Annotated in this window: 21 protein-coding genes; all 21 read left to right on the top strand. The window is 61.3% G+C overall.

All coding sequences use genetic code 11. The features are described 5' to 3' along the window. Nucleotides 1-232: 232 nt before the first annotated feature. Nucleotides 233-832, top strand: coding sequence for a terminase small subunit (locus AC1RDQ_RS26220; RefSeq protein ID WP_492588528.1), 600 nt, complete (start codon nt 233-235; stop codon nt 830-832). Nucleotides 833-835: 3 nt separating this feature from the next. Continuing rightward, a complete protein-coding gene (locus AC1RDQ_RS26215; protein ID WP_492588526.1) occupies nt 836-2,845 on the top strand; it encodes a phage terminase large subunit family protein in 2,010 nt (669 codons plus the stop codon). Nucleotides 2,846-2,898: 53 nt separating this feature from the next. Next, on the top strand, nt 2,899-3,105 hold the full coding sequence (locus AC1RDQ_RS26210) for a phage head-tail joining protein (protein ID WP_027923826.1): 207 nt from the start codon (nt 2,899-2,901) through the stop codon (nt 3,103-3,105). Beyond that, complete coding sequence (locus tag AC1RDQ_RS26205; RefSeq protein ID WP_492588525.1) at nt 3,105-4,589, top strand: phage portal protein; 1,485 nt, start codon at nt 3,105-3,107, stop codon at nt 4,587-4,589. Before AC1RDQ_RS26210 ends, AC1RDQ_RS26205 begins: the two co-directional genes overlap by 1 nt. Then, nucleotides 4,586-5,731 (top strand): head maturation protease, ClpP-related, encoded by a 1,146-nt coding sequence (locus AC1RDQ_RS26200; RefSeq protein WP_492588524.1) that lies wholly within the window; start codon nt 4,586-4,588, stop codon nt 5,729-5,731. Before AC1RDQ_RS26205 ends, AC1RDQ_RS26200 begins: the two co-directional genes overlap by 4 nt. After that, nucleotides 5,728-6,072, top strand: a complete 345-nt coding sequence (locus AC1RDQ_RS26195) for a head decoration protein (RefSeq protein WP_492588522.1) — start codon at nt 5,728-5,730, stop codon at nt 6,070-6,072. Before AC1RDQ_RS26200 ends, AC1RDQ_RS26195 begins: the two co-directional genes overlap by 4 nt. A 63-nt stretch (nt 6,073-6,135) precedes the next feature. Further along, nucleotides 6,136-7,131: a major capsid protein gene (locus AC1RDQ_RS26190; RefSeq protein ID WP_429522409.1), complete on the top strand. Its 996-nt coding sequence runs from the start codon at nt 6,136-6,138 to the stop codon at nt 7,129-7,131. A gap of 2 nt (nt 7,132-7,133) precedes the next feature. Then, on the top strand, nt 7,134-7,448 hold the full coding sequence (locus AC1RDQ_RS26185; protein WP_492588520.1) for a head-tail joining protein: 315 nt from the start codon (nt 7,134-7,136) through the stop codon (nt 7,446-7,448). Beyond that, nucleotides 7,445-8,077, top strand: a complete 633-nt coding sequence (locus AC1RDQ_RS26180; protein ID WP_492588519.1) for a phage tail protein — start codon at nt 7,445-7,447, stop codon at nt 8,075-8,077. The genes AC1RDQ_RS26185 and AC1RDQ_RS26180 overlap by 4 nt, the downstream gene beginning before the upstream one ends. Then, nucleotides 8,070-8,633, top strand: a complete 564-nt coding sequence (locus AC1RDQ_RS26175; protein ID WP_492588518.1) for a hypothetical protein — start codon at nt 8,070-8,072, stop codon at nt 8,631-8,633. The genes AC1RDQ_RS26180 and AC1RDQ_RS26175 overlap by 8 nt, the downstream gene beginning before the upstream one ends. After that, nucleotides 8,600-9,160 carry a phage baseplate assembly protein V gene (locus AC1RDQ_RS26170; protein WP_492588517.1) on the top strand — a complete coding sequence of 187 codons (561 nt, stop codon included), beginning with the start codon at nt 8,600-8,602 and terminating at the stop codon, nt 9,158-9,160. The genes AC1RDQ_RS26175 and AC1RDQ_RS26170 overlap by 34 nt, the downstream gene beginning before the upstream one ends. Before the next feature lie 57 nt (nt 9,161-9,217). After that, nucleotides 9,218-9,439 (top strand): hypothetical protein, encoded by a 222-nt coding sequence (locus AC1RDQ_RS26165; RefSeq protein ID WP_492588516.1) that lies wholly within the window; start codon nt 9,218-9,220, stop codon nt 9,437-9,439. A 13-nt stretch (nt 9,440-9,452) separates the two neighbouring features. Beyond that, the gene (locus tag AC1RDQ_RS26160) at nt 9,453-9,779 is read left to right on the top strand and encodes a GPW/gp25 family protein (RefSeq protein WP_043302559.1); all 327 of its coding nucleotides are present in this window, start codon (nt 9,453-9,455) and stop codon (nt 9,777-9,779) included. Next, the gene (locus AC1RDQ_RS26155; RefSeq protein WP_492588515.1) at nt 9,776-10,654 is read left to right on the top strand and encodes a baseplate assembly protein; all 879 of its coding nucleotides are present in this window, start codon (nt 9,776-9,778) and stop codon (nt 10,652-10,654) included. The genes AC1RDQ_RS26160 and AC1RDQ_RS26155 overlap by 4 nt, the downstream gene beginning before the upstream one ends. Before the next feature lies 1 nt (nt 10,655). Next, on the top strand, nt 10,656-11,267 hold the full coding sequence (locus AC1RDQ_RS26150; protein WP_492588514.1) for a phage tail protein I: 612 nt from the start codon (nt 10,656-10,658) through the stop codon (nt 11,265-11,267). Beyond that, nucleotides 11,260-13,569: a phage tail-collar fiber domain-containing protein gene (locus tag AC1RDQ_RS26145; protein ID WP_492588513.1), complete on the top strand. Its 2,310-nt coding sequence runs from the start codon at nt 11,260-11,262 to the stop codon at nt 13,567-13,569. Before AC1RDQ_RS26150 ends, AC1RDQ_RS26145 begins: the two co-directional genes overlap by 8 nt. Continuing rightward, nucleotides 13,569-14,156 (top strand): hypothetical protein, encoded by a 588-nt coding sequence (locus AC1RDQ_RS26140; protein WP_492588512.1) that lies wholly within the window; start codon nt 13,569-13,571, stop codon nt 14,154-14,156. Before AC1RDQ_RS26145 ends, AC1RDQ_RS26140 begins: the two co-directional genes overlap by 1 nt. A 96-nt stretch (nt 14,157-14,252) precedes the next feature. Further along, nucleotides 14,253-15,416, top strand: coding sequence for a phage tail sheath subtilisin-like domain-containing protein (locus AC1RDQ_RS26135; protein WP_407516829.1), 1,164 nt, complete (start codon nt 14,253-14,255; stop codon nt 15,414-15,416). A gap of 12 nt (nt 15,417-15,428) precedes the next feature. Further along, complete coding sequence (locus AC1RDQ_RS26130) at nt 15,429-15,932, top strand: phage major tail tube protein (RefSeq protein ID WP_322617139.1); 504 nt, start codon at nt 15,429-15,431, stop codon at nt 15,930-15,932. Between the two features lie 11 nt (nt 15,933-15,943). Continuing rightward, the gene (locus tag AC1RDQ_RS26125) at nt 15,944-16,252 is read left to right on the top strand and encodes a phage tail assembly protein (protein ID WP_008020753.1); all 309 of its coding nucleotides are present in this window, start codon (nt 15,944-15,946) and stop codon (nt 16,250-16,252) included. Nucleotides 16,253-16,392: 140 nt separating this feature from the next. Beyond that, a complete protein-coding gene (locus AC1RDQ_RS26120; protein ID WP_492588511.1) occupies nt 16,393-18,738 on the top strand; it encodes a phage tail tape measure protein in 2,346 nt (781 codons plus the stop codon). The last annotated feature ends 8 nt before the right edge of the window (nt 18,739-18,746 follow it).

Raw genomic sequence — 18,746 nt, 5'->3', positions numbered from 1 at the left:
AGCCTGGTTAACTCAGCTAGCTGTCGGGTCGGCTGAAAGTCAGGCGGGCCTTGGCTTTCAGCCCGGTTAACTAAGGCAGTTAACCAAGAGTTAACTAAGCGATTGAAAAAACGGCAATGAGTTTGGCTGAAAGCCAGGCAGGCCGTAGCCTTGATGTGGTTAACCTATGAGTTAACCGACTAATTTACTCGGTTAACTCTTGGCCCCGCCGGGTTAACCGTAAGGCAGAGACATGACAGCACTCACCAAAGCGGAGTTCGCCACTCGCCAAGGCTGGTCGAAACCCTATGTGTCGAAGTTGGCTAAGAGCGGCCGCTTGGTTCTGATGGCGGACGGCATGGTGGATGTTGAGGCAACGGATCGACTCCTGTTCAGCACGGCGGATCCGAGCAAAGCCAATGTGGCGGCGCGGCACGAGCGCGAACGAACTCAGCGTAAGCCGGAGGGGAATACCCCGGAACCACCCACCGAACATGAGACTTCACCTTCTGTCTCGCATCAGGCGTTGTCCCCCGGCGAGGGCATCCCAGACTTTCAGGAGTCCCGTGCCTACCGCGAGTTTTATGAATCGCGCCTGACTGAGAGCGAGTTTCACAAGAATCGCGGCGCCCATGTCGAGTTGGAGGCTGTGAAAACGGCGGCGTACACGACCGGGCGGATGTTGCGCGATCTGTTGCTCGGCATGCCGCCACAGTTGGCGCCCGAACTGGCCGCCATGAGTGATCATTGGCAAATCGAGAAGCACCTCACTGCCGCATTGCGCCGGGTGCTGGACGATGCCGAACGGATGTCCTCGACAGACCTCATCCATTCTTTGACTGCAGCGAGTTAATCCATGTCAGCGGAAATGCCCGACGGTGCAGCGGTGTACCGGGAGGCGTATTTCCGCGGGCTGCGACCAGAGCCGGATGTCTGGATCGATCAGTGGGCTGACGAGTTCATGCGCATCCCGCGTGATGCGGGGGCTGCTGAGCCAGGGCAATACCGTACAGCGCGAACACCGTATGCCCGTGAGCCGATGCGTTGTCTGTCACCAGCACATCCGTGCAAGCGCGTGGTGACCATGGTGGCCTCGCAGTTGATGAAAACGCAGATCGCCTTGAACTGGATCGGTGGGCTGATCCATATGGCGCCGTCAAACATTCTCACACTGTTGCCAAGCCTGGGGTTGGCCAAACGAGTCTCGTCGCGCATCGGCAAGACCATCAAGGCCACCCCGGTGCTGCGCGAACGCGTGGCGGCCAACCGTTCAAGGGATGCGCGCAACACCATGGACACCAAAGAGTTCGAAGGTGGTTCGCTGTATGTCACCACTGCCGGCTCGGCGGCGAACCTGTCGGAGTTGTCGGCCCGCTACATCTATGGCGATGAAGTGGATCGCTGGGTGGTGGACGTTGGCGAGGAGGGCGACCCGATTGAGTTGGCGGAAACCCGCGGAAGTACGTTTGGCCGTAACGCCAAGTTCTACTTTTCCAGTTCGCCGACGATCCGGGGCGCCTCGCGCATTGCTGATCTGTTCGAGACCAGCGACCAGCGTTTTTACTACGTGCCGTGCCCAACCTGCGGGCACATGCAAGTCCTGGAATGGGAGCGCCTGCATTACTCGGCAGATTGCCAGCTGGCGCACTACGAGTGCGCCGGGCCGGACTGTGATGTGCTGATCGAGGAGCACCATAAGGGCGAGATGTTGGCCAAGGGCGAGTGGCGCGCGCATGCCCAGGGCGATGGCGAAACCGTCGGCTTCAACCTCAATGCGTTGTACTCGCCACCCGGTTGGACGGGTTGGGCGGCGCTGGCCAAGCAGTTCGAGAAGGCCAAAACCGCCATGTCCCGCGGCGATCTCGAACCGATGCAGGTGTTCTACAACACCCGTCTGGCCAAGGTTTGGGACAGCGCGCAAGAGCAAACGAAAGCGGATGTGCTGATGGCTCGGGCACGCTTGGAAACTTACGGGCTGGGGTCAATGCCGTTTGCCGTGCTGATGCTCACGGCCTCGGTCGACGTTCAAGCCAACCGTCTGGAGTTCATGGTGGTCGGGTGGGGCGCCGGCATGGAGCGCTGGATCATCGACTACCAGGTGATCTGGGGCGACCCCTCCGACGACCGCACCTGGTCGGTGCTCGATGACAAACTGAAGGCGCGTTACCCGCATCCGTGTGGCGCAGAACTGACGATCCGGGCCGCCGGCATCGACTCCGGCGGTAACCACACCGACGAGGTGTACCAGTTCTGCCGACTGCGGCGTTGGCGCAACATCTTTGCGGTCAAGGGGGCGAGCAAGCCGGGTCGTCCGGTGATTGCCCAGCGACCATCAATGATGGATGTCACCTGGAAAGGCCTGACCGAGCGCAAGGGTGTCGAGCTCTGGTTCGTCGGTACCGACACCGCCAAAGACTGGATTTACAACCGCTATCCGGTGGAGGACGGTCCTGGTGCGCTGCACTTTGCCAATGACCTGCCAGATGATTTTTTCGCCCAGTGCGTCGCCGAGCGCAAGGTGACTCGCTACGTCAAAGGCTACAAAAAAATCGAGTGGGTCAAGGGCAAGGCTGAGCGCAACGAAGCCCTCGACTTGATGGTGTACAGCTTGGCGATGGCGCATTACCTGGGGCTGAACCGCTACAAGGAGCATGACTGGGAGCGGGTGAGAAATGCCCTGATTCAGGCGGCGCCTCCGGGCGGGAAAGCCGTGTCGGCCGAGCGTATCAGCAACCCCGCGACACCCCAGCAGCAACCGGCTGATCCCGTACCACCAGCGGCCAAGCCGGCAGCAGCACCGCTTCCAATTGCACGGCCCCCACAGCGTCGAAGTTCCAGCAGCGGCTACCTCAAAAAAAGACGCTGAGTGAAAACGCGCAGCCGCTATCCACGTTGTCTTTTTACTTTAGAGCGATCCCCATGGCCTTTACCCAACAGCAACTCGATGCGGTCGAGAAGGCAATCGCGCGCGGCGAAAAGATCGTGCGCTACGCGGATCGCAACGTCGAGTACCGCGACATCGACGAACTGCTCAGGGCGCGCGACGAAATTCGTAGCTCGCTGATCGCGGCGGCCGGTCCTCGGTCGCGCATCGTACGGCTCTATCATGGAGGCAAGGGACTGTAATGGCTCGTCAATTTTCAAGCTTGGGCCGCAGCGGTTTCCTGATCCCGTCGAACATCAAGGCTAGCTATGAAGGGGCTGCCGAAGGGCGCCGCTCTGCCAGTTGGGATGCGCCCGACGCTGGCTTCAACAGCATTGCCATTCCGGCGTTACGCAACCTGCGCTCACGCTCACGGGCGGCAGTGCGCAACGACCCCTACGCCTTCAACATCATCGATAAACGGGTCAGCAACCTGATCGGTACCGGCATCACGCCGCGGCCGAAAACCCAGGACGATGACCTTCGACATCTGTTGCAGGAGCTCTGGGCCGACTGGACTGAAGAGTCCGACGCCGATGGCCTGACCGACTTCTACGGACAGCAGGCACTGATCGCCCGGACGGTGGAAACGGCCGGTGAATGTTTCGTCCGCCTGCGCCCGCGTAGCCTCGACGAAGGGTTGGTGCTGCCGCTGCAACTTCAAGTGTTGGCGCCCGAGTTTGTCCCGCACGACAAGTTCGAGATCGCACGTAACGGCAACATCATTCGTGCCGGCATTGAGTTCAGTCCGGACAACCGCCGGGTCGCGTATTGGATGTACCGCTCGCATCCCGGTGATGCCTCGTCGTTGAACAGTGGCTACAACCAACTGGTGCGTGTACCGGCCAGCCAGGTGTTGCACATTTTTGAGCCGGTCGAACCGGGTCAGTTGCGTGGGCTGCCGCGTTTATCGCCGGTGCTCAAACGCCTGCGGAGCCTGGACAACTACGACGATGCGGTGTTGTTCCGCCAAGAGGTGGCCAACCTGTTCGCCGGCTTCATCAAGAAGCCGTCACCGGACGACATCCAGACCCCGGTAGACCCGGTGACCGGTGCGCCGCTGAACCTCGCCTCGGATGGTTTCACGCCCATGGTGGCGTTGGAGCCCGGGACCATGCAGGAGTTGTTGCCGGGGGAGGAAGTCGAGTTTTCCACGCCGCCGGATGCCGGCAACAACTATCCCGACTTCATGCGTCAGCAATTGATGGCCGCGGCGGCCGGCGCCGGGATGCCGTACGAAATCCTCACCGGCGACATGCGCGAAGTGAACGACCGAGCGTTGCGGGTGGTGCTCACCGAGTTCCGGCGTCGACTGGAGCAGCTGCAATTCGGTGTGTATGTGCACCAATTGTGTCGCCCGGTGCGGGCCGCGTGGATGGACATGGCTGTGCTCAGTGGCGCCGTGTTGTTGCCGGACTACGCCCAGCGCCGCCGCGAATACCTGCGTACGCGCTGGGTGCCACAAGGCTGGGCTTATATCCATCCGGTTCAGGATGTTCAGTCGCGCACGATGGAAGTTAACGCGGGCTTTGCCTCGCGCAGCGAGATGGTCCTGCGCACCGGCTACGACGCCGAAACGGTGGACGAAGAAAACGCCGCCGATGCCGAGCGGGCTCGGGGCAAGGGCCTCAATTACAGCACGCTCGTCGAACTGCTTCAGGCGTTCGACGACAAGGAGCAAGCATGAGTAAGAAAACGCCTCCGCGTATTTACAACAAGGCCGGCCAGCAAGTGCCGGTGCAGGACAAAAGTTGGTACGCCGTGCACGCCAGCGGCGAAGCCACCGAGCGCGTGATCGAAGTCTTTGTGTATGGCGAGATCGGCACCTGGGGCATTACCGCCAGTCAGTTTATGCAGGATCTGCGCGCCATCGATGACGGCGTGTCACCGGTGATCGCGGCGTTCAACAGCATCGGCGGCGACCTGTTCGACGGGTTGGCTATGCACAACACGTTGTCACGGCTGGGCGAGCGTTGCACGGCACGCATCGATGCCTTGGCCGCGAGCGCGGCCAGTGTCGCGGTGTGCGGTGCGCACAAGGTGGTGATCGCGTCGAATGCCATGCTGATGATCCACAACCCATGGACCTATGCGGCCGGCGATGCCGACAGCTTTCGCAAGGTGGCCGATGTCCTCGACCAAACCATGGAGGCGATCATCGCGGCCTACAAGGCCAAGGCACCGGACATCGATGAGGCGGAGTTACGAGGTTTGGTGGCCGCCGAAACCTGGTTGACCGCCAGTGAGGCGGTGGCTCTGGGGCTGGCCGATGAGGTGGGCGATGGGGTACAGGTCAAAGCCTGTCTGGGGCAGGGCGGGGTAATGCAGCGTTACCAGCACACCCCCGCTGAATTGTTGGCCCAGCTCGATGAGGCGCCCGAGCCGGCTCCGGAGTTGGAGACACCTGCGCCCGCGCCCGTGGCCGACTCGGCCAAGCTCGCGTTGCTGATCACTCAGCGTTGTGCCGAGTCAGGGATCAGTAACCTGGTCGCGCCGCTGCTCAGCTCGACCCAGCTTGAAAGCGAAGAGATCGTCCAGGCGGGGCTGACTCGGGCCAAGGCGGTGCATGACCTGTGTGTCGCGGCACGATTGCCAGAGCTCAGCGCCGAGTACGTGACAGCGGGACTGGACGCACCTGCAGTACGCGCGCGGCTGTTCGACAAGATCGTCAGCAGCGGTAACGGTTTCGAAATCGACAACAGCGTGCCGCTCAACGATGACCCAGCACCGAAGGTGCAGGCGAAACAACCGGATCCGCCCTCGATCTGGGCAGCCCGTCAGGCCGCCCATGCGGGGCAATCCAACAGTGCAAAAGGAGCACGAGCATGACCGTAAAGTACGAAACGCTACACGCTGGCGAGTTTCTGCTCTCCGAAGGGGCCGGGAAGATCTCTCGTGAATCCATTCTGGTGGCCGCTGGCCCCGCGTTGAATGCCGGCCAGGTACTGGGACTGGTCACCGCGACCAATGAGTTTGCGCCTTACAATCCCGCCGCCATCGATGGCACTGAAGTGGCGACGTGCATCCTGTACGGGCCACTGGGCGAATCGACCGAGGAGCGCCGCACTAGTGCGGTGGTGCGACTGGCCGAGGTCAGCGAGGTGCATTTGACCGGTTTCGATGCTGATGCCGAGGTCGCTTTGGCGGCTCAGTTTGTGATTGCCCGCTAAGTCCGTTCCCTTTTTTCCCAACCCCGCCTTGTGCGGGGTTTTGCATTTCTGGAGAGTCTTTTCATGGCCGATATTGGCATTTTTACCGACGATGTTTTTTCTGTGTCCTCGCTGACTGCGGCGATCAACGAACAGGAATACCTGCCGGGTCGCATCAGCGGCCTGGGCCTATTTCGCGAGGAAGGCATCAGCACCCTGACTGTGCAGATCGAAAAGGACGGTAACACGCTGGCGCTGGTGCCGGCGGGTGAGCGCGGTACCTCGGGTTTGGTCGTGGGTGCAAGCAAACGTCAGATGATCCCGTTCAATACCGTGCACCTGCCGCAGCGTTTCACCATCAAGGCTGACGAAATTCAGGGTATTCGCGCCTTTGGTACGACGACCGAACTGCAGGCGGTGCAAGGCGTAGTGAACACGCGCCTGAGCAAAGCCAAGCGTCAGCTCGACGCCACTCATGAATTCCAGCGCATGGGCGCGCTGAACGGCCTGGTGCTGGACGCGGACGGCTCGACGGTCCTGCTGAACATCTATCAGGCGTTTGGTGTGGAGCAACAAAGCTTGTCCATGGGCCTGAACGACTCGGCGACGAAGATCCGGGTCAAGTGCGGCGAAGCGCTGGACATGCAGGACGATGAATTGGGCAGCGTCACCAGTTCGGGCGCGCGCGCGTTCTGCGGCAAGAATTTCTGGAACAAACTGATCACGCACAAATCGGTAGAGGAAACTTACCTCAATACGATCCAAGCAGCGGAACTGCGTGGAGATTCACGTGATAGTTTCGAGCTGGGCGGCATTGTCTGGGAGCGTTATCGCGGGCGAATCGCTGGGGTGTCGTTCATCCATGACGATACAGCGCTGTTGATTCCCGAAGGCGTACCGGATCTGTACATCTCCTGCTTTGCTCCGGCGGACTACATGGAGACCGCCAACACCCAAGGCCTGCCGTATTACAGCAAGCTGGAACCATTGCCGTTCAACAAGGGCATGGCCGGTGAAGCCCAATCCAACCCGCTGCACCTGTGCACGCGTCCACGGGCGCAGATTCTGCTGACGCTTTGACCATGGCTTTTCGAGACCTGGTCGAGACGATCGACAGTGTAGTGTTCGACACCCTGGCTGAAGTTGGCTACATCGAAGGTCGGCGTGTATTGGGCATGTTCTCGGCGCCCTGGTTGCAGCCCAAGATAGGGCGCCTGAACACCGGCCTGCGCGATCCGTGTTTTCACATTCGGGTTGCCGATGCCGCAGGCGTGGAAAAAACGCAGACGGTGCACATCGAATTGCCCGCACTAGACGGTGGCGGCGAGTACACCCTGACTCATCTGGAACCGGCGGGCGATGGTCTGGTGGCCTTGTCTCTGAGGTTAAAAGCATGAGTGCCGTTCCGGTGACGCTGCAGCTTTCTGCCAACGATATGCAGGCCTTTGAACAGCTGGCCAAGGTGATGCCCAAGGCCGTTGCTGCGGCGCAACGACGGGCGATCAACAAAACGTTGGGCTGGTTGGCCACGCACATGGCGCGCGATGTCAGCAAACAGGAGCGGATTGCCGTCCGCGCGGTACGTCAGCGCCTGCGCAGCTATCCCATCAAAGGCCAGGGTCAGTTGGGCAAACTCTGGTTCGGCACCAACCCGATGGAAGCTAGCCGGATAGGGAATCCCCGTCAGGGTAAGGCTGGTGTTTCGGTTGCGGGGCGGCGTTACCAGGGCGCGTTTTATAAACGCGTCTATGGCAACAAGGCGGATATCTGGATTCGCACCTCCAGCAAACATTTCAATACGGACGACTATCCCGGCGGCGCGTCCGCAGCTGGCGGCGCGAGTTCGGGCTGGATTGCGGAAAACGACAATCGCTTTCCGCTGGCCAAGGCCAAGGTCTCGCTCGAAGACGTTGAAGGTCCGTTTTACACCTGGGCTAACAAGGCCGACGAGCGTCTGCTGGTGGTGTTCAAGCAAGAGATGAACTTCGAACTGCATAAATACCTGAAAGGGAGCGCCCGTGTCTGATCCTGCCTTTTCGTTGGATGCGTTGTACGCCGCCATCGAGGAACACATCCGCCAAGCGTTACCGACGGTGCGCTTTGTCGCGACCTGTCCAGACATTCAGGATCGGGTGGCACTGCCGGCGGTGTTCCTGGAACCGGTGGAATTTGAACCCGGGCAAGACATCGGCACCGGTGAAACAGTGCTGATCCAGCGCTTTGAAGCACGGATCATTGTCGCGCCCGAGTTGTCCCGCCATCAGCAACTGGGTGCCCAGTTGGCGGCACAGATCGCGGTGCTACTGCGAGCGCAGACCTGGGGACTGGATAACGTCGAACAGGCGCAGTTCGTTGCCTCGCGTCAGGACTGGACCAAGCCGGAGCTGGATGGCTACACCGTGTGGATGGTGGAATGGACCCAGCAGATCTACCTCGGCGAAGTCGAGTGGCTTTGGCCCAACGAGCCTCCCGGTACGCTGTACCTGAACGTCGATGGCTGCACCGGTACCGGCAATGAAGATCACTACTTTCAACCGGAGGATCTGGCATGGGATACACCAGCGCCGAACACGACCGGATGATCGCCGCCATGCTGCTGCCCTGCGTGGTGGTCGGCGTCGATCTCATGGCGGGGCGGGTGCGGGTCAAGGCCGGGACCTGGGTCAGTGCCTGGGTGCGCTGGCATAGCCTGGCCGCCGGTAAGGCCCGTCATTGGCGTGCGCCGAGTACGGGGGAGCAGGGCGTGCTGTTCAGCCCCAGCGGTGATCCGGCCATGGGCACCTTTATCCCGGGGTTGTATGGCAACGCCGGGACGCCACCGGACAACCGCGATCACGTCGAGGCCTGGCATTTCGACGATGGCGGCTCACTGGTCTACGACTGGCAGGCCGGCAGCTACAGCATTGCGCTGCCCGAGGGCAGTCGCGCGACCATCACGGTCGGTGGCTCGCAGTTTGAAGTGACGCCGGAACAAATCCGCGTTGTCGCCAGCCAGATCACGCTGGTGGGTGAAGTCAGCATCGACGGTGCGTTGAGTGTGTCCAGCGACATCAGCGGCGCCGGCACAATCATGGATGCCGGCGGTAACAGCAGCAACCACTCGCATTGAGTACACATTCACTTTCAGCCCGCCGCGTGCGGGTTTTTTTATACCTGGAGTAAATCCATGACAAGCAAAACCAAGGAAGTATCAGCCGCCAGTGAGACGCCCGCGCCGGCCACGCTGAGCGTCTTTCGCGACACGCTGTACACCTCGCGGGTGCTGGTCCTGCTGGACGCCGAGCGCACCTTGAAAGTCGAAAGAGGTCAGGTCGCGGTGGCCTCGGATGACACGGTCGCGCTCGAGTATTTGCGTGGCCGCAAGGATTTTGTCGCGGTCGAGGGCTGATCCCATGATTGGGATGATCGGACTGGACCGCCGCACCGGCCAACTCATTTCCGGCCTCGATCACCTGCGCCAATCCATCGAGGACATCTTGTCCACACCCTTGGGCAGCCGGCGCATGCGCCCGGAGTACGGCAGCAAGCTGCGGCGCTTTGTCGACCTGCCGGTCAATGACGGCTGGAAAAGTGCGGTGCAGGCGGAGGTGGCCAGCACGCTCGGGCGTTGGGAGCCACGGTTGAAACTCGGCCGGGTGCGCGCCGTGGCCATTCTCGACGGGCGTATCACCTTTGAGCTGACCGGGCAGTACCTGGGCAGCGACGTGACTTTGGAGGTGTCCGCATGACCATGGAACTGGCGGCCCTGCCGCCGCCGCAAGTGCTCGAAGACCTCGACTTTGAAGTGGTCTACCAGGAGAAGCTGGAAGCCTTCCGCCTGAGCATGGGCGATAACTGGAGTGCGGAGCTCGAAAGCGACCCGGTGCTCAAGCTGATCGAGCAGGCCGCGTATGGCGCCTTGCAGAACCGGGCGCGGGTCAACGACGCGGGCAAGGCCTTGCTCTTGGCCCATGCCGAGCGGGCCGACCTCGATCACCTGGCCGCCAACGTCAACCTGCAGCGTCTGGTGATTCAGGCGGGAGATCCGAGCACGGTGCCGCCGACGCCGCAGGTGCTCGAAGAGGACGATGCCCTGCGTGAGCGGGTGCAGCTGTCGTATGAGGGGCTGACCACGGCTGGACCGCGTAACAGCTACATCCTGCACGCGCGCAACGCCTCGGGTTTGGTGGCCGATGCCACGGCGGAAAGTCCGTCTCCGGCCGTGGTAGTGGTCACCGTGCTCAGCCTGGAGGGCAGCGGCGCCGCCTCGCCGGAACTGCTGGAAGAGGTCCGGCTGCACCTCAATGACGAAGACGTGCGGCCGGTGGCCGACCGCCTCACGGTGCAGAGCGCTGTGGTCATCGACTACCACATTGAAGCGGTGCTGTACCCGCAGGCACCGGGGCCGGAAAACGAAGCCTACCTGGCCGAAAGCCAGAAACGCCTGAGCGAGTGGATCAACCCGCGCCGCCGCCTGGGTCTCGAAGTGGCGCGCTCGGGGATCGATGCGCAATTGCACGTTCCCGGGATAGCCCGGGTTGAGCTGCTGGGCTGGACTGACATCAAACCGAGCAAGGCCGAGGCAGCCTACTGCACCGGCTACACCGTGACGCTGGGGGCCTGACATGAGCAGTCAGTTGCCGCTCAACAGCACGCCGCTGGAGCTGGCTGTGGAAGCGGCCAACTATGAAAACACACTGATTCCGCTGCGCAGTTTGTACAACGCCGATACCTGCCCTGAACACCTGTTGCCGTATCTGGCGTCGGCCTGGTCGGTGGACCGCTGGAACAACAACTGGACCCAGGAGGCCAAGCGCACGGCCATCCGTTCGGCGTACGACGTGCATGCACGTAAAGGCACCATCGGTGCATTGCGTCGGGTGGTCGAGCCCTTGGGCTATCTGATCGACGTGGTCGAGTGGTTCGACACCGTGCCGGAAGGCGTGCCCGGCACGTTCGCTCTGGAGGTGGGGTTGAATGACGCCGGCATCACCGAGGAATTGTACGAGGAACTGGCGTGGTTGATCGACGACGCCCGCCCAGTCAGCCGGCACATGACCAACCTGGCGCTCAGTCTGCAGACCGAGGGGGCGCTGGGCATTGCCGTGTGCGTGCAAGAGGGCGAAGAGATCGACGTGTACCCGCCGGCTCCGCAAGATATCGACGTGACCGGCTCTTTTGGCCCGGCGCTCTGCGTCGATGAAACCGATACTTTGGACGTTTATCCCTATGATTGATAAAACCAGTCAGTTTTTTGCCATTCTCACGGCGGTCGGTGAAGCCAAGCACGCCAATGCCATCGCCATGGGGCTGGACTGGATGTTCACCGAGATGGGCTTGGGGGATGCCAACGGCACTGACCCGATTCCCGATCGCCTGCAGACCCAGCTGATCAACGAATGGCGCCGGGCGCCGATCAACCAGATCCGGGTCGATCCGGCCAATCCCAACACGGTGATCACTGAGCAGATTATTCCGCCGGAAGTGGGCGGTGAGTGGATTCGCGAGATCGGCCTGTACGATGTCGACGGTGATCTGGTGGCGGTGGCCAACTGCGCGCCGAGCTATAAACCATTGCTGGACCAGGGCAGTGGCAAAACCCAGGTCGTGCGGATGAATTTCATCGTCAGCAGCTCGGCGAACATCGTGCTGAAGATTGACCCGGCGGTGGTGCTGGCCACGCGTGAATACGTCGACCTGGCGATCAGTGAGGCGCTGGCCAAGCTGGATCACAAACAGTCAGCGCGGGTGGCGGCCACGATTCCCATCACCCTGAGCAATGTGCAGACCATCGATGACGTGGCCGTGGCCGCCGGTGATCGCGTGCTGGTGACCGCCCAGGCAGAGACCCAGAACAACGGTGTCTATGTCGTCAGTGCCGAAGGTTGGACGCGGGCTGCCGATGCCGACAACAGCCAGGAAGTGACCCCCGGGTTGTTTATCCACGTCGAGCAGGGCACGAACAACGGCGACAGCCTCTGGCAGTTGGTCACCGACGCGCCGATCACCCTCGGCACCACCGGTTTGCAGTTTGAAATGATCGCGGGTGGCAGTGGGGGCGGTGTGGGCACGTTTCGCAGTGTCACCGTCGATGCCCTTGGGCGTGTGATCGCTGGCACCAACCCGACCACCTTGGCCGGCTACGGCATCACCGATGCAATGGCGGTCAGCGAAAACCTGGGCGATGTTGCGGATGTGGTCGAGGCTCGGAATAACCTCGGGCTGGGCACCGCCGCGACCGCTGCTGTGCAGGTCCATCTGCACGATGAAACGCCTGATGCGCTGATGAAGGTCGGAGCGTTCGGCTGGGGCGGGCCCGCCTATGCGGTCAGTGATGTTGACATCGGTGGCTTGAACGCGGAGACGGCCCTCTATTTCATCAGCAATGGCATAGGGGGGCCAGGTGGCGGGATCTATGAGGGTTGGGTTCGCGTTTCGGCGATTACACCAGGTCAATACGCCTTCCAGGAGATTTATGGGAATGCCGACCACACCCTACACCGCCGGGCCTTGACTGCCGGTGTTTGGGGCGAATGGGAAAGCATATGGGACTCAACCAATCTGGTTAAACAAATCTACCCCCAAGATGACACGCCAGGCCGTGTATTGCTCACGGGTGCTTATGGTATCGGTCACGGGGGGATTGTCCTTCCCGACGGCACTGATCTAAACACAATCACCACTGTGGGCATTTACCGGGTGAACACCAGCCTGAACATGCCTGCCGGCGGACAATTCTCCCCCATGCTGGTTGCAGTCAGTCAAGACACCCTTTGGCAACAAATCACCAGCTATAACTCCGGTACAACCTATACCCGAGGCGCAGTTCAGACCCCAGAGGGATATGAATTCAGTGAGTGGGTAACGGGTTGGAACACTAGCAACTTTGACCCTGCTGCGTACCAGGCGGCACTGGGTTTCACTCCCGTGCAGCAAGGCGGTGGCGCGGGTCAGGAGTCGAATAAGGTCTACATTGGTTATCGACCCGCCTCGAGCGACGTGGGTTTACAGGTTGATGCATCCGACTTCGGGAAGATCTGGACCGAAAGCAATTTTGATCCTGCTTCCATATTTGCCGTCCCTATCGGCGTGCCGTTTCCATGGCCAACCGCTACGCCACCCGACAAATGCGTTTTGATGGGGGGGCAGCCGTTCAATATCGAGTGGTACCCGGCATTGGCCGCCGTGTATCCCAGCGGCTTCCTGCCAGACATGCGCGCCGAGTCGATTCGTGGTCTGGATGGCGGGCGTGGAATCGACCCCGACTCTGGGCGCGCCGTGTTGAGCCTTCAACTCGACACGCTACAAAACATGACGGGTGAACTCAGGCTACAGGACGATGATTCGATGTTGCTGGTGAATACCGCGACCGGCGTATTTACGGCTACTGGTTACATGACGAGTGATATACCCGCTGCACCACGAGTCAGTACAACGGGCAACATGTCTGTAACTTTCAATCCTTCAGCCGTCGCCCGTGTGAGTACGGAAACCCGCATGCGCAACGTGGCTTACAACTACATCTGCAGGATGTATTGATGACTACTTTAGTGAATGGTTTTTTTGATGAGAGTGGGTGGATCGAGGTTTACACGTTCAGCGAAACCACTGGTGAATACCTCGGCCAACACGAAATCTATGTGAGCAGTGGCTGCGGTCTCCCGGCTGGCGCAACGCTGGATGAACCACCACAAGCTTCGGAACAACAGGTGGTCGTTAGGCAGCAGGATGCATGGGGTGTCGTGCCCGACTACCGTGGGGTGGCTTACCGCACCACTGATGGTACCGAGGTGACGCATTCGATGCCTGGTGAACTGCCGGCCGAGCTGACGACCTTGCCTCGACCGAGTGCGGCCTATGTCTGGGATGGTATCGTTTGGGCGCTCGATGCCGCACGCGACCTGGCGCTTCAGAGCCGCCGAGAAAAGTCATGGATCGAAAACGAACTGCACTGGGCTGGCAGAGAGATCGACAAGCATCTGGATGCCGACCCGGCCGCGCTCAACACGGAGCTGGCCTGGCGCACCTACCGTAATGAACTGCGGGCTTGGCCAACTTCGCCTGACTTTCCAGGCATTGATAAACGGCCACTAAAGCCGGATGGGCAGACCCGCACCGCATCCTGACGCCCCGCATTACCGGGGCGTTTTCTTTTCCGTTACGCGTCACGTCACTCACAGCCTCGCTTATGCGGGGCTTTTTCGTTTCTGGAGCATCACTCTATGAGTTTCTTTCACGGCGTCACCGTGACCCTGGTGGACACCGGCGCCCGGCATATCGCCACCCCGTCTGCGTCGATCATCGGCCTGTGCAACACCTTCACCGTGGGGCCGCCGGCCACGGCTGCCGCTAACGAACTGCTGCTGATCACCCGCGAAAGCGAAGCAGTCGCCGCCTGGGGCCCGGATGCGGCAATCACCCAGGACTGCAAGGCCATTTTCAAGCGGTCCAAGGCGGTGATTGTCGCCGTCGGTGTGCCGGTGTTGGAGGATCCGGCTGAGCAGCTGTCAGCGATCATCGGTGGCGTTTGGGCCGATGGTAGCCGGACCGGCATGCAGGCGTTGCTCAACGGTAAAAGCAAGTTCAACGCCCAGCCACGGTTGTTGGTGACGCCGGGGTACTCGGCAACGTTGGCGGTGGCCACCGAGCTGGTGGCGCTGGGCGACAAGATGCGCGCCATGGCCATCCTCGACGGGCCGAACACCACCGACGAAGCGGCGATCGCCTATGCCGAAAACTTCGGCAGCAAACACGCGTACATGGTCGACCCGGGCGTGCAGTTCTGGGACACCGGAACCAGCGCTACCGTCAACGCACCGGCTTCGGCCTGGACCGCCGGCCTGTTTGCCTGGACCGATGCCACTTACGGTTTCTGGGCCTCGCCGTCGAACAAGGAGTTTGTCGGCATCACCGGCACCACGCGGCCGATCGAGTTTCTCGACGGCGATGCGTCCTGCCGGGCCAACGTGCTGAACAACGCAAACATCACCACGATCATCCGTGATGACGGGTACCGGCTGTGGGGCAACCGCACACTGTCCAGTGACCCGAAATGGAAGTTCGTCACCCGCGTGCGCACGCTGGATATCGTCATGGACGCCATCCTCTACGCGCACAAGTGGGCCGTCGACCGCTCGATCACCGCGACCTACGTCAAGGACGTGACCGAAGGCCTGCAGGCGTTCATGCGCGACCTGAAGAATCAGGGCGCGATCATCAACTTTGAGGTCTATGCCGACGAAGAGCTGAACACCTCCAGCGAACTCAGCGACGGCAAGGTGTACTGGAACATCCGGTTCACCGATGTGCCTCCGGCCGAAAACCCGAACTTCCGCGTGGAGGTGACCGATCAGTGGATCACTGAAGTGCTGGACACCGCTGCCTAAGGAGGCCGCTCTATGATTCCGGAAGTGCTCTACAACACCAACCTGTTCGTGGACGGCATCAGCCTGCAAGGCGATGTCCCGAGCCTGACCCTGCCCAAGCTGACCCTCAAAACCGATGAGTACCGCGCGGGCGGCATGGATGCGGCGGTGGAACTCGACATGGGGATGGAGAAGCTGGAAGCCAGCTTCCTCACCAACGGCGTGCGTCGTGAAGTGCTGAAGTTCTTTGGTCAGTCCGACCTGACCGGGTTCAACGCCTCGTTCCGCGGAGCCTTTAAGGGCCAGAAAGGTGTGGTCAAGTCGGTGGTCGCCACCCTGCGGGGCAGCCTCAAGGAAGTCGATCCGGGGGATTGGAAACCGGGTGAAAAAGGCGAGTTCAAATACGCCGTCGCCGTGACCTATTACAAGCTGGAGATCGACGGCAGCGTGATGTTTGAAATCGATCCCCTCAACTCGATCCGCGTCATCGATGGCGTCGACCAACTGGCCGCCGTGCGGTCTGCCCTAGGCATGTAAGGAGCACCACCATGAGTAACGCAAAAGACAATGTTCTGCCCAAGTGGCTGCAACTGGGCGATGGCATCGCCACCGTCATCTTATCCAAACCGAGCGAGGCCAATGGCATCAAGGTCGACAAGCTGACCCTGCGCGAGCCGACGGTGCGCGAGATGCGCGCTGCCACCCTGCAGGGCGGTAGCAACGAAGAAGAACAGGAGATGGTTTTATTCTGCAGCCTGGCGAGCATCGGCCGTGCGGATCTGGAGGGGCTGCTGATGCGCGATTACCGTCGTTTGCAGACCGCCTATTTTCGTCTGGGAGCAGACGACGGGGTTTAACCCCCGCCTGCAAAAGGCTCTGGCCAAACGCCTGGCTGTCGAGCTGAATTTTTCGGCGGCCGAGATTCAGGGGCTGTCGTTTTCCGAGATGGTCTGGTGGCTCACGGATTGAGCCCACCCGTCGCACGTAGGTGATAAGCATGGCGAACAAACTCTCGCTCGGGCTGGTGATTGGTGGCGCCGTCGATTCTTCGCTCGGCGCCGCCTTTAAGAACGTCAGCGGCGAAATGAAAAAGCTCGAGGCGCAAACCACCCGTGCCAAGGGCTTGCAGAAAGTCATCGGCGAGACCATGCGTCTGCGCGATGAATGGAAAAAGGCTCACGACAGCGGGACGGCCAACTCCGATGCCTTGCTGCGCAAACTGGAAACTAACACCAGCAGCCTGCGCAAGCAGGGGGTCGAAGTCGGCCGCCTGCGTCAGGAGTACCTGGCGCTGGGCAAGGTGGTGCGCAGTGCCGAGTTCAAGGCCAAAGGCATGGAGCAGGTGCAGGAGGGGCAAGAAAGCCTGCGCAGTGGAATCGGCACGGCGGTGGCGGGTACGACGCTGGCCGCTGTACCGACCAAGGTCAGCGCAGACTTTCAGGCGATCATTCGTGACATCGCGATCAAGTCCGGTACCGCCAATACTCAACAGGAAGTGAACACCGCCCGCGACATTGTGCAGACTTCGAAAGACACTGGCATGGCTAACACCCAGGTGGCCGAGCTGGTGAACCAGCTGGTCGGTGGAGGCATGGATCTGACCCAAGCGCTGAAGTACGCTCCGGTGGCTGCCAAGTTTGCAGTCGGGCAGGGCGCGTCGGGCACCGACACGGCGAAGATGATTCTGGCGATGCAAAACAACGCCAAGCTCACTGACCCCAAGAGCATGGAACAGGCCCTGGCATCGGTGGCGCTGCTGGGCCAGCAAGGCAGCTTCGAGGCGGCCGACATGGCCAAATGGTTTCCGGAACTGCTGGCGCAGATGGCCAGCAGCGGCATCACCGGTCAGGACGCGGTGACTCAGTTGGGCGCCATGCTGCAGGTGCAGATCAAGAGCGCCGGCAGTGCCGATGAGGCGGCGAACAACCTGAAAAACTGGATTGCGAAAATCGGATCGGGGGAAACGGTCAAAGGTTATGCCGATGCCGGGATCGACTATCAGGGCTCGATGAACGCCGCCATTGGCAAGGGCCTGTCGACCTTTGAAGCCAGTTTTGAACTGGCTCGCCGGTATGTGGAAAAGACCGATCCGAAAAAGGCCAAACAGCTGGATCAGGGCCTGACCAAAATCAACCAGGAGACCGACCCGGCCAAGGCGCAAGCGATGGCCGATGCCCTGGCCGCGACCCTGCGCACTGGTGACGTGTTTGCCGACATGCAGGTCAAGACCGCGCTGATGGCGTACACCCAGAACAAAAAACTGTATGCGGACCTGAAAAGGGACGCTTCGGACCCCAACGGTCAGCGCAAAGACATACTCGACAAAAACCTGAGTGAACGGCGCGAGGCCTCGTCACAACGCTGGGCCGAAACCGGTCAGGCGTTCAACGATTCGCTGCGAGCGATCGGGGATGCCTTGCGTCCGGCGACAGATGCGCTGGCCACCGGCATTGGCGCGGCAGCCCGTGGCTTGACCGCCTTGTCTGAGGAGACGCCCAAGGCGGTGCTGGGCCTGGCTGCACTCACTGCTGGAGCGCTGGTGCTGGGCAAGGCCTGGGCCGCGCTGAAGATCGGGCGGGGGTTGGTGAATATCGCCCGTGGTTCGGCCGGCGACCGGTCCAACATCGTCCAGCGGGTATTCGTGACCAACGCGAATGACGGCGATGACGATGGGCTGGATCACAGCAAAGACGGGAAGGGCGGAAAGGGCAAAGGCCCTGCAAGTCGGATGTCCCGTGGCATGAAAGCGGGCGGGGCGCTGGCGGTGGCCGCTGCCGGCTTCCAGGTGGTGGACACTTACCAGAACGCGACCACGCGCGATGAGAAGGTCGAAGGCTACGGCGAGGCGGCAGGTGGCCTAGCCGGTGGCTTGGCAGGTGCAGCGGTCGGCGCGGCCATCGGGTCGTTCATTCCGCTGCTCGGAACCGCGATAGGCGGAATGATCGGTGGCGCGCTCGGCGCGTGGGGAGGCGGTGACGTGGGCGCGACCATGGGCAAGGCCTTGTTTGGCGGGCCGGACACGCCGACCAAAGCACCGATCGGCATCTTACCCATGGCCGCCGGCCAAGGGGTGGGCGCGGTCGTGCGTGCCATGGAAAACGCCCCCGCCGCGCCGGTCACGGCGGCGGCATTGATGTCGAGCACCGCAGCCAAGACTCCCGAATGGCCGAAGGTCGATCAGCAATTCACCTTCGCCCCGGCCCCGGTTTTTCAGGTACAGGGCGATGTGAAAGACCCGGCGCAGTTCGTTCAGGAAATGATGCCGTACCTGCGGCGCCAGTTTGACGACTTCGCCCGGGAGGCACGTGACCGCCAGTTGTTTGATGCGCCCCATGTGGGCTAAGGAAGTGT

The sequence above is a fragment of the Pseudomonas sp. GW823-FHT02E01 genome (genome assembly GCF_058797535.1).
The sequence above is the reverse complement of the archived record's forward strand: the minus strand, read 5'-3'. Positions and strand labels throughout refer to the sequence as shown.

What these genes read in the sequence shown, in the direction of transcription:
- AC1RDQ_RS26220 (WP_492588528.1), top strand. Translation starts at nt 233, where the DNA reads ATGACAGCACTCACCAAAGCGGAGTTCGCCACTCGCCAAGGCTGGTCG.
- AC1RDQ_RS26215 (WP_492588526.1), top strand. Translation starts at nt 836, where the DNA reads ATGTCAGCGGAAATGCCCGACGGTGCAGCGGTGTACCGGGAGGCGTAT.
- AC1RDQ_RS26210 (WP_027923826.1), top strand. Translation starts at nt 2,899, where the DNA reads ATGGCCTTTACCCAACAGCAACTCGATGCGGTCGAGAAGGCAATCGCG.
- AC1RDQ_RS26205 (WP_492588525.1), top strand. Translation starts at nt 3,105, where the DNA reads ATGGCTCGTCAATTTTCAAGCTTGGGCCGCAGCGGTTTCCTGATCCCG.
- AC1RDQ_RS26200 (WP_492588524.1), top strand. Translation starts at nt 4,586, where the DNA reads ATGAGTAAGAAAACGCCTCCGCGTATTTACAACAAGGCCGGCCAGCAA.
- AC1RDQ_RS26195 (WP_492588522.1), top strand. Translation starts at nt 5,728, where the DNA reads ATGACCGTAAAGTACGAAACGCTACACGCTGGCGAGTTTCTGCTCTCC.
- AC1RDQ_RS26190 (WP_429522409.1), top strand. Translation starts at nt 6,136, where the DNA reads ATGGCCGATATTGGCATTTTTACCGACGATGTTTTTTCTGTGTCCTCG.
- AC1RDQ_RS26185 (WP_492588520.1), top strand. Translation starts at nt 7,134, where the DNA reads ATGGCTTTTCGAGACCTGGTCGAGACGATCGACAGTGTAGTGTTCGAC.
- AC1RDQ_RS26180 (WP_492588519.1), top strand. Translation starts at nt 7,445, where the DNA reads ATGAGTGCCGTTCCGGTGACGCTGCAGCTTTCTGCCAACGATATGCAG.
- AC1RDQ_RS26170 (WP_492588517.1), top strand. Translation starts at nt 8,600, where the DNA reads ATGGGATACACCAGCGCCGAACACGACCGGATGATCGCCGCCATGCTG.
- AC1RDQ_RS26165 (WP_492588516.1), top strand. Translation starts at nt 9,218, where the DNA reads ATGACAAGCAAAACCAAGGAAGTATCAGCCGCCAGTGAGACGCCCGCG.
- AC1RDQ_RS26160 (WP_043302559.1), top strand. Translation starts at nt 9,453, where the DNA reads ATGATCGGACTGGACCGCCGCACCGGCCAACTCATTTCCGGCCTCGAT.
- AC1RDQ_RS26155 (WP_492588515.1), top strand. Translation starts at nt 9,776, where the DNA reads ATGACCATGGAACTGGCGGCCCTGCCGCCGCCGCAAGTGCTCGAAGAC.
- AC1RDQ_RS26150 (WP_492588514.1), top strand. Translation starts at nt 10,656, where the DNA reads ATGAGCAGTCAGTTGCCGCTCAACAGCACGCCGCTGGAGCTGGCTGTG.
- AC1RDQ_RS26145 (WP_492588513.1), top strand. Translation starts at nt 11,260, where the DNA reads ATGATTGATAAAACCAGTCAGTTTTTTGCCATTCTCACGGCGGTCGGT.
- AC1RDQ_RS26140 (WP_492588512.1), top strand. Translation starts at nt 13,569, where the DNA reads ATGACTACTTTAGTGAATGGTTTTTTTGATGAGAGTGGGTGGATCGAG.
- AC1RDQ_RS26135 (WP_407516829.1), top strand. Translation starts at nt 14,253, where the DNA reads ATGAGTTTCTTTCACGGCGTCACCGTGACCCTGGTGGACACCGGCGCC.
- AC1RDQ_RS26130 (WP_322617139.1), top strand. Translation starts at nt 15,429, where the DNA reads ATGATTCCGGAAGTGCTCTACAACACCAACCTGTTCGTGGACGGCATC.
- AC1RDQ_RS26125 (WP_008020753.1), top strand. Translation starts at nt 15,944, where the DNA reads ATGAGTAACGCAAAAGACAATGTTCTGCCCAAGTGGCTGCAACTGGGC.
- AC1RDQ_RS26120 (WP_492588511.1), top strand. Translation starts at nt 16,393, where the DNA reads ATGGCGAACAAACTCTCGCTCGGGCTGGTGATTGGTGGCGCCGTCGAT.